This window comes from Inquilinus limosus (assembly GCF_051487185.1).
Classification (GTDB): Bacteria; Pseudomonadota; Alphaproteobacteria; order DSM-16000; family Inquilinaceae; genus Inquilinus; species Inquilinus limosus_F.
Genome location: NZ_JAHVDK010000059.1, coordinates 1 through 13,607 on the forward strand (window position 1 = coordinate 1; position 13,607 = coordinate 13,607).

14 protein-coding genes and 1 pseudogene are annotated in these 13,607 nt (G+C 71.8%); 3 read left to right on the forward strand and 12 right to left on the reverse strand.

The annotated features are described in order from the left end of the window. From KXR53_RS35030 to ugpQ, 4 genes are all read right to left on the reverse strand, one after another. Positions 1-1,377 (reverse strand): DUF6600 domain-containing protein (locus KXR53_RS35030; protein ID WP_437380252.1); only part of this gene is annotated, 1,377 nt, incomplete at its 3' end. A 186-nt stretch (positions 1,378-1,563) separates the two neighbouring features. Beyond that, entirely contained in the window at positions 1,564-3,639 is a 2,076-nt protein-coding gene (locus KXR53_RS35035) for a peptidoglycan-binding domain-containing protein (protein WP_437380253.1), read from the reverse strand. Continuing rightward, complete coding sequence (locus KXR53_RS35040; protein WP_437380254.1) at positions 3,614-4,264, reverse strand: DedA family protein; 651 nt, start codon at positions 4,262-4,264, stop codon at positions 3,614-3,616. The genes KXR53_RS35035 and KXR53_RS35040 overlap by 26 nt, the downstream gene beginning before the upstream one ends. A 61-nt stretch (positions 4,265-4,325) precedes the next feature. Next, complete coding sequence (gene ugpQ / locus KXR53_RS35045) at positions 4,326-5,057, reverse strand: glycerophosphodiester phosphodiesterase (protein WP_437380255.1); 732 nt, start codon at positions 5,055-5,057, stop codon at positions 4,326-4,328. A gap of 233 nt (positions 5,058-5,290) precedes the next feature. Between ugpQ and ychF the strand changes: the two genes are divergently transcribed. Then, positions 5,291-6,385 (forward strand): redox-regulated ATPase YchF, encoded by a 1,095-nt coding sequence (gene ychF, locus KXR53_RS35050; protein ID WP_437380256.1) that lies wholly within the window; start codon positions 5,291-5,293, stop codon positions 6,383-6,385. Positions 6,386-6,404: 19 nt separating this feature from the next. On the opposite strand, the gene KXR53_RS35055 is transcribed toward ychF, so the two are convergent. The 3 genes from KXR53_RS35055 to KXR53_RS35065 form a co-directional block, all read right to left on the reverse strand. After that, a complete protein-coding gene (locus KXR53_RS35055; RefSeq protein ID WP_437380257.1) occupies positions 6,405-6,740 on the reverse strand; it encodes an MliC family protein in 336 nt (111 codons plus the stop codon). Between the two features lie 98 nt (positions 6,741-6,838). Continuing rightward, positions 6,839-7,216: a type II toxin-antitoxin system VapC family toxin gene (locus KXR53_RS35060; protein WP_437380258.1), complete on the reverse strand. Its 378-nt coding sequence runs from the start codon at positions 7,214-7,216 to the stop codon at positions 6,839-6,841. Continuing rightward, positions 7,213-7,461, reverse strand: a complete 249-nt coding sequence (locus KXR53_RS35065; protein ID WP_437380259.1) for a type II toxin-antitoxin system Phd/YefM family antitoxin — start codon at positions 7,459-7,461, stop codon at positions 7,213-7,215. Before KXR53_RS35065 ends, KXR53_RS35060 begins: the two co-directional genes overlap by 4 nt. Positions 7,462-7,723: 262 nt before the next feature. On the opposite strand from KXR53_RS35065, the gene KXR53_RS35070 reads away from it, so the two are divergent. After that, on the forward strand, positions 7,724-9,244 hold the full coding sequence (locus KXR53_RS35070; protein ID WP_437380260.1) for a YifB family Mg chelatase-like AAA ATPase: 1,521 nt from the start codon (positions 7,724-7,726) through the stop codon (positions 9,242-9,244). A 198-nt stretch (positions 9,245-9,442) separates the two neighbouring features. Next, on the forward strand, positions 9,443-9,694 hold the full coding sequence (locus tag KXR53_RS35075) for a hypothetical protein (RefSeq protein WP_437380261.1): 252 nt from the start codon (positions 9,443-9,445) through the stop codon (positions 9,692-9,694). Between the two features lie 261 nt (positions 9,695-9,955). Here KXR53_RS35075 and pth read toward each other — a convergent pair whose 3' ends face one another. The 5 genes and pseudogenes from pth to KXR53_RS35100 form a co-directional block, all read right to left on the reverse strand. Then, complete coding sequence (gene pth / locus KXR53_RS35080; protein ID WP_437380262.1) at positions 9,956-10,528, reverse strand: aminoacyl-tRNA hydrolase; 573 nt, start codon at positions 10,526-10,528, stop codon at positions 9,956-9,958. A gap of 27 nt (positions 10,529-10,555) precedes the next feature. Then, the gene (locus KXR53_RS35085) at positions 10,556-11,203 is read right to left on the reverse strand and encodes a 50S ribosomal protein L25/general stress protein Ctc (protein WP_437380263.1); all 648 of its coding nucleotides are present in this window, start codon (positions 11,201-11,203) and stop codon (positions 10,556-10,558) included. A 143-nt stretch (positions 11,204-11,346) separates the two neighbouring features. Then, on the reverse strand, positions 11,347-12,153 hold the full coding sequence (locus tag KXR53_RS35090) for a MetQ/NlpA family ABC transporter substrate-binding protein (protein ID WP_437380264.1): 807 nt from the start codon (positions 12,151-12,153) through the stop codon (positions 11,347-11,349). Between the two features lie 57 nt (positions 12,154-12,210). Beyond that, a complete protein-coding gene (locus KXR53_RS35095) occupies positions 12,211-12,423 on the reverse strand; it encodes a hypothetical protein (RefSeq protein ID WP_026873400.1) in 213 nt (70 codons plus the stop codon). 430 nt (positions 12,424-12,853) lie between these two features. Further along, positions 12,854-13,607, reverse strand: a pseudogene (locus KXR53_RS35100) (hypothetical protein); the annotation flags it as partial.

The window sequence follows — 13,607 nt, forward strand, 5'->3', positions numbered from 1 at the left end:
GTTCGGGTCGGCGGCGGCCAGCGGCGGCCGTCCGTCCGGCCCGCGGGTCAGCGCCGGATGCGGCGCCGGCGGCTGGCCGGCGGCCGCGGGGGCCGGGTGCGGCAGGGTCGAAACCGGGGTCAGCCGGGCGTGAGCCAGCTGCTCGGTCGGCACCGGCAGCGCGGCACGCGCCACCGGCTGGCGGGCGGCCAGGACCTGGGCCGGCACCACCGTGGCGAAGCGGCGGTTGGCGCCGTTCTCGATGATCGTCGGTCCGTTGTGGATGTTGGTGATCCGGTTGATCTCGACGTTCCGGACATTCGTTATGTTCAGGTTCCGGGCATAGGTGTCGCTGACCCGGTAGGGCGGGCGGTAGATCTCGCCCGGGCCCAGCGGGTACCAGCCGATCGGGTGGCTGTCGGCCGCCGCGGTGACCGCGGCGCCGACCGCGGCCCCGGCGAAGAAGCTGACCAGCGCCGGGGCGTAGACCGGATGCGCCTCGACCGGGCCGGGCACCCAGCCCCAGCGGTCGCCGACATAGGCCCAGCGGCCGTAGTGGAACGGGGCGAAGCCCCAGGGCTGGTCGTCGATCCAGGTCCAGCCCCAGCGGTCGTCATACGCCCAGCGGCCGTAGCGGTAGGGCACCCAGCCGGACGGCACGTCGGTCGGGTACCAGACGGCGCCGTAGGTCGGCGTCTCCGCCCAGGTGCCCGCGGCCTCCAGGTCCTGCCAGCCGGTCATGGCGCGCGGGACGTAGCGCGGCGCCGCGGCGGCTGTCCGGTTCCGGCCCTCGGCCCAGTCGTCGAGCGGGCTGCGATCGGCCGATTGCGCCAGGGTGTAGCTGAATGGGTCGCTGCCGCTGACCACGCCGGTCTCGCCGCCCTGGATGTCGACCGGCCCGTCCGGCCCGCCGGCGATCTGCGCCTCGCCGGAGAACGCCACCACCTGGGTGGGGTCCTGGGTCGTGCCGGCATCGATGCGGTACTCGCCCGGCCGCTCCAGCGTGACCGTGCCGCGCGGCGTGTCGACCGTCCAGCTCTCGCCAGCCTGCAGGTCGGCGATCTCGATATTGACCGATCCCTGGTCCAGCGTGGCGGCGAAGGCGGTGTCGTCGAGCCGCTGGATGTCCAGCTCGGCCTGGTCGCCGAGATGCAGCTCGGTCGGGCCGATCTCCAGCTCGGCGTGGGCCTGCGGCTCGGTCCAGAACGACATGCCGGAGGTCACCGGCTGGTTGCGGGCGGCCACCGCCCAGGGCTGGTCCGGGTCGGGGCGCAGCGACACCGCGCCCGAGATGTCGGCCAGCCGCCCGACCCGGGCCGGCGGATCGTCCGCCCGCGCCGGCAGCGCGCCGCACAGCAGAGCCGCCGCGGCAACCCCCGCCAGGATCTGCGCTCTCATCCGTTCCTCCTCGGCCGCCGGTGCCACTGGCAGGGCGGCCCGACATCCCCGTTCGGCGCCGGCGGCTGAGCCAGGCCCGTGCCGGCGCGAGCGCTCGTCCGCAGGGCCCGAGGCTAGGCGAGACGGGGTTGCGCGAGGCTGACCCGCGGATGAATTCGGGGTGAGGTGGCCGACCCGGCCGCCTGCTCAGTCCAGCAGGCGGTCGATCTCGGCCCTCAGCTCGGGGTCGTCCGGCATGCGCCCGGCCGAGGCCAGCACCGCGGCGCGCAGGAACAGGGCCTGGGCCGCCAGCTCGTCGACACCGTCCTCCGCCTGGGCCATCACCTGCTCGATCTGGTCCAGCCGTTCGGCCATGCGGTCGGCGGTGGTGCCGTCCAGCGGCTTGCCCCCCGCCGCGCCGACCGCCTCCAGCAGGTCGGCGGCGACGATGCGCAGGCCCAGCCAGGCCGTCGCCGCTTCCAGCGCCTGCCGCGACCGCCGGCTCTCGCCGCTGCCCAGCCGGCCGATCAGCGGCGCCGCCGCAGTCAGGCTGCGGCGGGCATCGGCCCGCGCGTCGAGGGCCTGGGCCGCCTGCACCAGCAGCAGGTCGGCGTCGAGCATCTGCGTCGACTCGGCGCCGTGCTCGATCAACGCCCGGCCGACCAGCTCGTAGCGGCCGGCCTGCACCGCCTGCATCTCGCCATTGGCGGCATGGCCGCGCATCCGGGCGTAGAACTCGGCGAAGGGATCCGGCGCCGCGGGGGCCACATCCGGCGCGGGGGGCACCGTCACCACCGGCGGCTGCGGCCAACGGCGCAGCGCCTCGATGAGCTTGGCGGCGACGCGGGCCGCGGGCATAGCCTGCGGGCCGGCCGGCGCCTCCGGGGGTTGGGTCGGGGCGATCGGGGCGGCCGGCGCCTGCCCAGCGGGCGGTGCCGGCGGCACCGCCTCGGCGGAGGGCGGCGGAGAGGCGGCGGCCGGAGGCGCCGGGTTCGCAGCCGCAGCGGGCGGTGTCTCCGCCGGCGCCGGGGACTGGACCGGCGGTTCCGCCGCAGGCGGCGTCCCGGCGGCAGATGCCGCGCCGGGTCCGGTCTCGGCCGGCCCCGTTTCCGGCGCGGCTTGCGGCGGAGCGGCCGCCTCCGCCCGATCGGATGCCGACGGAGCCGGCGCGGCTTCGGTCGACGCCAGAGGCGTCTGCCCTGAGCCGGGGGCCGGCGGGGTGGCCGGAGGCTCCGCCGCCTGGACCAGCGGCCTGGGCGGCGCCGTTGCCGGGTCGGCCAGCAGCGCATCGGCCTGGGCGCGGGTCAGCCGGCCGGTCGGCGCGGCGCTGGCGGCGCGCTGGTACACGGCGATCGCTCGCCGCGTGGCGTCGCCGAACAGGCCGTCGACCGGGCTGCGATAATGGCCCAGCGCGGCCAGGCGCTGCTGGATCCGGCGCCGCTGCGCGGCACTCAGCGTCGGCTCGGCCTCCTCCGGCGCCGGCGGGCCGATCAGCTTGGTGGCCTGGTCCTGCAGCGCCTGCAGCGACTGACGGTCGGTGGCGGCGCGGTCGCGGATCGCCGCGGCCTGGGCGCAGTCCGGGCCCTGGGTGGCGGCACGCGCGTCAATGGTGTCGACGCGCTGGCGCTGCTCGGCGATCTCGTCGGCGACCGCCAGGGCCCCGGTGCGGCCGGCCAGCGGATCGGCGGCTTCCAGCTCGCGCAGGCGCCGGCCGGCGCGGTCGAGGACCGTGGCGGTGTCGGCCTGCACCGACCGGGCGTCGTCGACCAGCGCCGGGCAGGCCTGCGGGCCGCCGGGCAGGGCGCCGGTCGGGGTCGAGGCGATGCGGTCGGCCAGCCGGTTCGCCCGCCGCGCCTCGGCGTCCAGCCGGCGGGCCAGGCTGCCCAGCCGCTCGCTCTGCAGGTCGGGCCGGCCGCACTGGCCGATGATGGTGCGATAAGCCGCCTGCGCCCGCCGCAGCTTCGCCGACAGGCCCTGGGCCTGGGCCGCGATCTGGGTCGCCTGGTCGATCGAGGCGCGGGCGGTGCCGGTGGCGGCCTCGCGTTCGATCCGATCGATCCGCGCCCGCACCCGGCCCAGATCGCTCTCCGCCGTGGTCGCCAGCACATGCGCCTCGGCTTCGGTCTGGGCGCAGCTCTGCGACCGGCTCGGCCGGGCCGGCTCCTCGAACTGGCGGCGGATGCTGCTGAAGAAGTCGTCCAGCCCGTCCGCCCGCGCCGGTCCGGCCGCGGCGGCGACGGCCAGCGCGACGGCGAGGCTAGGGGCGATCCGGGCGATCTTCATGCGGGGTCTTGCTCTTGCGGGCCAGCAGGCGGAACGCCGCCACGACGCCGGCCAGCGTCATGACGACCAGGAGTATGATCAGCAGCGGCGCCGCTTCTTCAATGCCGAAGATGCGGGTCAGCGTCTCGCCGGCGAACCATCCGAGCCCGACCCAGGTCGGCGCCCAGGCGATCGCGGAGGCGACATTGGCGATCTGAAACGGGATATGGCGCATCCCCATCATGCCGGCGACCAGCGGGACCACGGCGCGGACCGGGCCGAGGAACCGGCCGGTGAAGACGCTGATGCCGCCCCAGCGGACGAAGAAGTCGTGGCCGCTGCGCAGCATCTGCGGATGCCGGGTGAAGGGCCAGATCCGCTCCACCCGGTGCTCCAGCCATGCCCCGACCCAGTAGGAGACGGTGTCGCCCAGAACGGCGCCGACAATCGCCCAGGGGATCACGTTCCACGGGCTCAGAGCGCCCGACTGGATCAGCGTGCCGGCGGTGACCAGCAGGGCGGTGGCCGGCAGCACCAGGCTGAGGACGACGAAGGATTCGCCAAGGGCGAAGGCCAGGATGATCGGCCCGGCCCAGCCGGCATGGGTGCCGATGAAGGCGATCGTCTGGTCGATGAAGCCCTGCACGCGCCAAATCTCTCCTGGCCCATTCCGGCGGCGCCCCCCGTATCGGCGGCAAAAGCGGCGATCAGAGGGCGAGGATGCGGTCCGGCGCGTCGGAGAAGACGCCGGCGACGCCGAGATCGAACAGAACGCGGGCCCGCTCCGGGTCGTTGACCGTGTAGGCCAGGACCGGCCGGCCGGTGGCGCGGTATTCGGCGATCGTCTCCGGCGTCTCCTTCTCGTGGCTGACATTGATGGTGGCGGCGCCGATGGCGTCGGCATTGGCGGCCCAGACCGCCGGCCGCTCCCAGATCAGATAGCCGCGCGGCCAGTCGGGCGCGATCTCGCGGGCCTTCATGAGGCTCTCGATGGCGAAGCTGGAGACCAGCGGCTTCGGCCGGTCGGCGGGCCACAGCCGCTGCGCCGCCGCCAGCGCCACCTCCGCGGTCTCGACCTCGCGGCCCGGGCAGGGCTTGATCTCGATATTGACGGCCAGGCCCAGCTCCAGCGCCAGGGTCAGCACCTCGTCCAGGGTCGGAATCCGCTCGCCGCGGAACTCCGGCGCGAATTTGCGGCCGGCGTCGAGCATGCGCAGCGCCGCGAAATCGGCATTGGCGACGGTGCCGCTGCCGTCGGTGGTGCGGTCCAGGGTATCGTCATGGATCACCACCGGCACCCGGTTGCGGGTCAGCTTGACGTCGAACTCGACCATCTCGACGCCCAGCGCGGCGGCCTTGCGGAACGAGGCCAGGGTGTTCTCCGGCGCATGGGCCGCGGCGCCGCGATGGCCGATGACTCGGGGCAGGGTCAGGGTCATGGGGCTGGTCTCCGGGGGCGTCGAGGGCACTGCTGGAGGCGGTGTTCGGCTTGGATGGAAACGGTCCGGCTCACTCGCCCGGACGGAAAATGCCGGCAGTTCGTCAGGACGGTCTTCCCTCCAGGTGCCACCCTCGCCGAGCCGGCGTCAAGTGCGGTGGCCCCGGCGGCGACTCCCCACGCCGGACCATCCGTGCTAGACGGGCGCCGATTCGAGAGATCCGGACGAGACCCATGGGATTCAATTGCGGCATCGTCGGCCTGCCCAATGTCGGCAAGTCGACGCTGTTCAACGCGCTGACCTCCACCCAGGCGGCGGAGGCGGCAAACTACCCGTTCTGCACGATCGAGCCGAACACCGGCCGCGTCGGCGTGCCCGATCCGCGGCTGGACAAGCTGGCGGCGATCGCAGGCTCGGCCAAGATCATCCCGACCCAGCTCGAATTCGTCGACATCGCCGGGCTGGTCCGGGGCGCGTCGAAGGGCGAGGGGCTGGGCAACCAGTTCCTGGCCAATATCCGCGAGACCGACGCCGTCCTGCACGTGCTGCGCTGCTTCGAGGGCGACGTCACCCATGTCGAGGGTTCGGTTGACCCGGTGCGCGATGCCGAGACGGTCGAGACCGAGCTGATGCTGGCCGATATGGAGAGCCTGGAGCGGCGGGTGCAGACCGCCTCCAAGCGCGCCAAGGGTGGCGACAAGGACGCCAAAGCCGAGATCGAGCTGATGGAGCGGGCGCTGGCGGTGCTGCGCGAGGGCAAGCCGGCCCGCACGGTCGAGTTGTCAGCGGAGGAGCGCGAGCCGTTCCGGCGCCTGGCGCTCTTGACCTCCAAGCCCGTGCTCTATGTCTGCAACGTGGCGGAGGAGGAGGCGGCGACCGGCAACGCCCATTCAGCCCGGGTCGAGGCGATGGCCAAGGCCCAGGGCGCCGAGGCGGTGGTGATCTCCGCCGCCATCGAGGCCGAGCTGGCGCAGCTCTCGCCCGAGGAGAAGCAGGAGTTCCTGGCCTCGATCGGGCTCGATGAGCCGGGGCTGAACAAGGTGATCCGCGCCGGATACAAGCTGCTCGGCCTGCTCACCTTCTTCACCGTCGGGCCGAAGGAGGCCCGGGCCTGGACGGTCACGGCGGGTGCCACCGCGCCGGAGGCGGCGGGGGTGATCCACACCGACTTTCAGCGCGGCTTCATCAAGGCCGAGACCATCGACTACGACAGCTACGTCACGCTCGGCGGCGAGCAGGGGGCCAAGGACGCCGGCAAGATGCGGCAGGAAGGCAAGGAGTACGTCGTCCGCGACGGCGACATCTTCCACTTCCGCTTCAACGTGTGAGAGGCCCGCCCCGCGGGCCTCAACTCGAGGTGCAGGTGGTGCTGGCGGCGCCGGCGATGCGGCTGTAGGTCGCCTCGCCGCCCTTGTCCCAGAACTCGGCGCCGTAGGGGTTGGTGTAACGGGCGCCGCTGCCCGAGATCGCTCGCTGCAGCGTGACCGTGTTGCCGCCGTCGGCCAGCACCAGCGCTTCGCCGGTGAAGCCGGCTGACAATGTGGTGCCGTCGGCGCAGCGGTAGCTGACGGTCCGGGTCGCCACGGCTTCGGTCTTCGCGGTCGGGTTCGGGGTCTCGTCGCCGCAGGCGGCCAGCGCCGCGAGGGCCAGCAGGGACGGGACGAGGACCGGGCGACGGATCATGGCTCTGCTCCTGGCATCGTTCGGGCGGCTCCGCCGACGTGGCGGGCCGTAATGCGCCTGAACAACGCAGCCGCAGGCCTTTTGTTCTGAGGTCCCGATCAGGCCACGATCACAAGATCGCTGTAACGCGCGAGAGCGGCATCGCGGGTCAGCAGGCGCAGCGGCTCGCTGATCGCCTGGGCGACCAGCATCCGGTCGAACGGGTCGCGATGGTGATGCGGTAGGTCATGCACGGTTCGGGCGTGATCCCAGGTCACCGCCAGCGACTCAAGCCCCGCCTCCGCCAGCTGCATCATGAACTCGGCCATGTCGAGTCGCAGCTTGCCGAGCGCGGCCTTGATGCTGATTTCCCAGATCGAGGCCGAGCTGACGAACACGGCCGTCGCCTGTTCGATCGTCCGGCGCGCCGCGGGGGACAGCATCGGGTCGTCGCTCATCACCCAGAGCAGAATGTTGGTGTCGAGCAGCAGCCTCACGCCGAGGATCCGCCCTCGAAGGCATCGAGGATCGCATCGGGCAGCGGCGCGTCGAAATCGGGTTCGATGCGGATCTTGCCCTTCATCAGCCCGAACCGGATCTTGGCCGGCCTGCTGTCGTCCAGCGGCACCAGCTTGGCCAGCGGCGTTCCGGATTTGGCGATGACGAAGCTCTCCCCCTTGCTCGCCCGATCGACGATCTGCGAGAGCTGGGTCTTGGCCGCGTAGATGTTGATCAGCTTCATGGCACTTGACCAGCATTGGTCAGACCGAGATGGTGGCTCGACCAACCTTGGTCAAGTGTCTGCCGGTGCGCCGAAGACCGGCAGATGGTGCTGGCATGGACCGAGATGCTGGTCGAGGCGTAGCTGACGCGGGTCTGAAGCCCGACCGTGCCGGAGCCATTGACAGCGTCCGCAGGATGCGGAGTAATGGTTGTGCTTTCTTCAATCACACAATTTTGAATATGAATATGCTGGCCTCATCACACGCGTCAAGTCTTGCCTGATGGTTGCCCGTATCGCCACGGTCGCGTTCCAGGGGATCGAGACCGCACCGGTCGATGTGCAGGTGCAGGTCTCCGGCGGCTTCTCCGGCATCACCCTGGTCGGCCTGCCGGACAAGGCGGTGGCGGAGAGCCGCGAGCGGGTGAAGGCGGCGCTGCATGCCCTCGGCCTGGCCCTGCCGCCGAGGCGCATCACCATCAATCTGGCGCCGGCGGACATGCTGAAGGAGGGCAGCCATTTCGACCTGCCGATCGCGCTCGGCCTGCTCACCGCGCTCGACGTGCTGCCGGTGCAGGAGGTCGGGCAGTACATGGCGCTGGGCGAGCTGGCGCTGGACGGCGCGCTGACCCCGGTTGCGGGCGTGCTGCCGGCGGCGCTGGGCGCGGCGGAGCGCGGGCTCGGCCTGATCTGCCCGGCGGCTTCGGGGCCGGAGGCGGCCTGGGCCGCCGATGCCGAGGGCCGGATCGAGGTGCTGGCGGCACCGACGCTGCTGGCCCTGGTGAACCATTTCAAGGGCACCCAGGTGCTGGCCCAGCCGCAGCCGCTGCTGGCCGAGGCGGACGGGCCCGGCCACGATCTGCGCGACGTCAAGGGGCAGGAGACGGCGAAGCGGGCACTGGAGATCGCCGCGGCGGGCAACCACAATCTGCTGATGATCGGCCCGCCAGGGTCCGGCAAGTCGATGCTGGCGGCGCGGCTGCCCGGCCTGCTGCCGCCGCTGTCGCCGGCCGAGGCGCTCGAAGTGTCGATGATCCATTCGGTGGCCGGGCTGCTGGAAGGCGGGCGGCTGATGCGCCGCCGGCCGTTCCGCGACCCGCACCATTCCGCCTCCTTGCCGGCCTTGGTCGGCGGTGGCCTCAGGACCCGGCCGGGCGAGATCTCGCTGGCTCATCGCGGCGTGCTGTTCCTGGACGAGTTGCCGGAATTCGCCCGCGCCACGCTCGAATCGCTGCGCCAGCCGATGGAAAGCGGCCGGGCGGTGATCGCCCGCGCCAACTCCCACATCACCTATCCGGCCCGGGTTCTGCTGGTGGCGGCGATGAATCCCTGCCGCTGTGGCCATCTCGGCGATCCGGCCCTGGGCTGCGGCCGGGCGCCGCGCTGCGGCCAGGATTATCAGTCGCGCCTGTCGGGACCGCTGCTCGACCGCATCGACCTGCATGTCGACGTGCCCGCGGTCTCCGCCGCCGATCTGTCGCTGCCGCCGCCGGCCGAAGGCTCGGCGGAGGTGGCGGCCCGTGTCGCGGCCGCGCGGCAGATCCAGGCGGACCGCTATGCCGAGGACGGCATCGCCACCAATGCCGAGGCTGACGGCGCGGTGCTGGAACGGGTGGCGGCGCCCGATTCGGCCGGCGCCGCCCTCCTGACCCAGGCGGCGGAGCGGCTGCGCCTCTCTGCCCGCGGCTATCACCGGGTGCTGCGCGTCGCCCGGACCTTGGCCGACCTGGCCGGCGCGGAGACCGTCGGCCGGTCCCAGATCGCCGAGGCACTGTCCTACCGCCGGCTGGCGGTCGCCGGATAGTCAGTATCGGCATACAGTTCGGCAGTCGAATCGAACGGCAACCCATAAAATAATAGTCAAATCCGTCGATGACGGCAGAAAAATGCTGCCGGACCCAATCGAGCCGGGGTTGGCCATCGGCGGAATTTCTGTGATCCTGACGCGGTCCGCTTCCGTCCAAGCAGTCACCTTCACCCGAATCTGACGGGGACGCCGCCGATGCGCTCGATTCTCTTGCTGTCTGTCGCTGTTCTGGCTGGTGCCTGCGTCCCGCAGCCGGCCAGGCATTTCGTCGTGGTGGAGACCTTCAACGAGCGCGGCGCCGCGGGGGCGCAGGCCACCGCCAACCGTTACTGCGGCCAGTCCGGGCGCATGGCGCTGGCCGCCAACCGGCAATGGAACTACATCGGCTTCCAATGCGTCCCGCCGGCCAACACGCTGTTGGCGCAGACGCCGATCCCACCGCGCTGAAGGGGAAGCCGGGCCCAAAACAGTAGAGGAGCCGCCTCGGCGGCTCCTCGTTGTGCTTTGTTGTCCGCAGGCCCACCCGACGATGCCGGGTTGCCATTCTGACGGAGGTCGCCGCACGGGCGTTGCGGCTGGCCAATACGCGTTACCGGCTATGCCGACCACGTGGTTAAAGGATGCGCCCCCGAAACGATCGGATCAAGGGGGTAGTCGTGCGGCGCAGCAAAGGTCAGCCAGGCTGCCACGTCATCCCGACGCGCCGCATCACGCCGCCTGGGTGGCCTGGGCGACCCGGGTCATGAATCTCTCGGCCGCCTTCTCGGCCAGAAGCGGCGCCGCCTCGGCGATCGCCTCCAGGAGCGGGTCGAGCCAGACCTCGTCGGCCTTGGCGAAGTCGCCCAGCACCCAGCCATGCACCCGGTCCTTGTGGCCGGGATGGCCGATGCCGATGCGGACGCGCCAGAACTCCGGCCCGATATGGGCGTCAAGCGAGCGCAGGCCGTTGTGGCCGGCGGTGCCGCCGCCCTTCTTGACCCGGACCTTGCCGGGCGCGAGGTCCAGCTCGTCATGAAACACGACGACGTCGCCGGGCGTGAGCTTGTAGAAGCGCATCGCCTCGCCGACCGACCGGCCGCTCTCGTTCATGTAGGTGGTCGGCTCCAGCGCCAGCACGCGCTCGGGACCGAGCCGGCCTTCCGCCAGCCGGCCCTGGAACTTCAGCCTCCAGGGCGAAAAGGAATGGCGCTCGACGATATCGTCGAGCGCCATGTACCCGACATTGTGCCGGTGATAGGCGTATTGCGAGCCGGGATTGCCGAGGCCGACGAACAGCAGCATCGAGTCCTCCCGGATCGTCCGGTCTGATCAGGCCTTCGGCTCCTCGGCGGCCGGGGCGGCCTCGCCGGTCACCGCCGCGGCCGCAGCTTCGGCCGCCTCGGCGCGGACCGCCGACGGCGCCGCGATGGTGGCGATCACGAAGTCACGGTCCTGCACGGCCGGGCGCACGCCCTCAGGCAGCTTGATTGCGCTCATGCGCAGCGGGTCGCCGATCTCGGTGCCGGTCAGGTCGACCGTGACGAATTCGGGGATCGCCTCGGCGCGGCAGATCAGCTCGACGTCGTGGCGCACGACGTTCAGCACGCCGCCGCGCTTGATGCCCGGCGAGGCTTCCTCGTTGACGAAGTGCACCGGCACGTCGGCATGGACCGTGGTCTTGTCACTGACGCGCAGGAAATCCAGGTGGATCGCGCGGTCGGTCACCGGGTCCAGCGCGATGTCGCGCGCCAGGACGTGGTGCTTCTCGCTGCCGATCTCGATGTCGTAGAGATGGGTCAGCGCGGCGGGGTCGCGCAGGATCTTCAGCATCGACTGGGCGCTGACGCTGAACAGCACCGGCGGCTTGTTGTCGCCGTAGATGACGCCGGGGATCATCCCGGCCCGACGCGCTGCCCGTGCTGCCCCCTTACCGGCCCGGTCCCGCGCCTCGGCCGTGATCTTGATGGTTTCGGCCATCGGCTCTCTCCCAAGTGAAGACGCCGGCCTCCAGGGGTGCCGGCGTCGGTCCGGCGTACCAAATCGGTACGCGAGCGCGGTCATCTAGCAGAATTGGTCCGGCTGCGCAACGGCCGGGGCGGCGGCCCCGGCCTGCGGCAGGCTCACCAAGCCGGCAGGATCGCGCCCTTGAACCGGGTCTCCAGGAACTGTGCCACCTCCGGCGACTGGTAGGCCTCGACCAGGATCTTCAGGTCGGGCCGGTCCTTGTCGGCGGCGCGGGCGGCGACGAAGTTGCCGTAGGGGTTGTTGGTCCGGCTCTCGGCGATCAGCGCGTCCTTGCGCGGGTCGAGCCCGGCCTCCAGCGCGTAGTTGGTGTTGATGATCGCGCCGTCCAGGTCCGGCAGCGCATGCGGCAGCTGCGCCGCGTCGAGCTCGGAGAACTGGAAGTTGTGCGGATTCTCGGCGACGTCGAGCAGCGACGGGGTCAGGCCCTTGCCCTCCGCCAGCTTGATCAGGCCGTTGGCGGCCAAGAGGTTCAGCGCCCGGCCGCCGTTGCTGGGGTCGTTCGGGATGCCGATCTTGGCGCCGTCCGGCAGCTTCTCGATCTTGTCGAACTTCTTCGAATACAGGCCGATCGGCTCGACGATGGTGTAGCCGATCGGGACGATGTGATAGCCGCGGGCGGCGATCTGGGCGTCCAGATAGGGCTTGTGCTGGAAGGCGTTGGCGTCCAGCTCGCCGTGCTCCAGCGCCTCGTTCGGTATGGCGTAGTCGGAGAAGGTGATCAGCTCGACCTCGAGGCCCTTCTTGGCCGCCACCTGCTTGGCGACCTCGGCGATCTCCTCCTCGCTGCCGCCCATGACGCCGAGCTTGATGCTGGCGGCGACGGCATTGCCGGTGGCGGCAATGCCAAGGACGAGGCCGAGCGCCAGGCCGATCAGGCCGCGCTTCAGCGGGAAACGGGACATGGTATGCTCCTGCACGTCTGGGATGAAAAAAGAGATAGCGCGATTTCGCGCCGCGGGTCAGGCCCGGGCCTGATCCGTCCGGCGCTGCCGGCGGCTGATCGTGGTCAGCGCCGCATGTGCCGCCCGTCCGGCCGCACGGGTGGTGCGGAACAGGCGGCCCTCCAGCGGGGTGAAGGCGGCGTCGGAGGCGTAGAAGCGGAAACCGCGCGGCTCGCGCGTGACGATGCCGGCGGTCAGGCCGCCGGCGACGATGATGAAGGCGTCAGCCATGGAAGGGGATCCTCTCTCGGGCGCCCGGTCGGGGCGCGCTGCGTCGGTCGTGCGGACGGGTTGCGGCGGGCAGGGCCCGCGATCAGCAACAGCGACAGGCGCGACGCATGCAGCCGGCGCGCAGCGAATCCGGGGTCGGCGCGGCGGCGGAGAGAATGGGCAGGGACAGGGTCGAAGACATCGGTCGGCTCCTCAGCATCAACTGCCGGAACCACGAACTCACGTCGTGGCGCTTTAGCGTTTGGTGACGCGGCGCAAGCTGCTTCCGTCAAAATCCCGCGGATCCGAAGATCGGTGCCGACCCTCGAACATGCGCGCCGATATGTCAATCATAAAAAATCTACCGCCAGACACAGTGCTTTGCCGGCGCATCAGCAAAAAGCCCGCCCGGCAGGACCGGGCGGGCTCTTCGGTTCCGCTGTCGGCAGGCTCAGCCGGCGCCGCGCCGCCACCAGCCGCGCTTCGGCGCCTCGGGCGGCTGGTTGATCACCTGATTGGCCTCGACCGCCAGATTCTCGGCCGGGGGCTCGGGCTGCGGGGCGGGCTCGGGCGCGGGTTCCGCCGGCGCCGGCTCGGGCGCAGCGCCGTTGAGCGCCGCCGCTTCGGGCTCCGCGGCCGGCGCGGGCGCCGGGGCCTCCACGGCCGGCTCGGCCGCGGCTTCGGCCTTCTTGCGGCGCGGGGCGCGGCGCTTCGGCTTCGGCGCCTCCTCTGCCGCTTCGGCCGGGGCGGGCTCGGGCGCGGTCATGGCCTCCGCCACTTCTGCCGGTTCCGGCGTCGCGACGGCTTCGGGCTCGGCATGGCTCGCGGCGTCGGCGGCCTCGACCACGAAGGGCTCGGCCTCCTCGCCCTTCTTGCGACGACCGCCGCGACGGCCGCGGCGTCGGCCCTTGGCCTCGTCCTCGGCTGGGGCGGTCTCGGGCGCCGCCTCGGCAGGCACCGGCTCGGCGACGACCGGCTCGGCCTCCGCCGCCGGCTCGGGATGGCTGGCGGCGTCGGCGGCCTCGATGGTGAAGGGCTCCTCGGCGAAGTCCTGGGGGGCGCGCTCCTCGGAGGCGGCTTCCTCTTCCTCTGCCTCGCGCGGGTCGTAACCGAAGCTGCCGTCGGCCGCGACCGCGGGCTGCTCGACACGGTGCCCGTCCTCGCCGCCGCGCCGGCCGCGCCGCCGCCGGCGGCGGCGCCTGCGG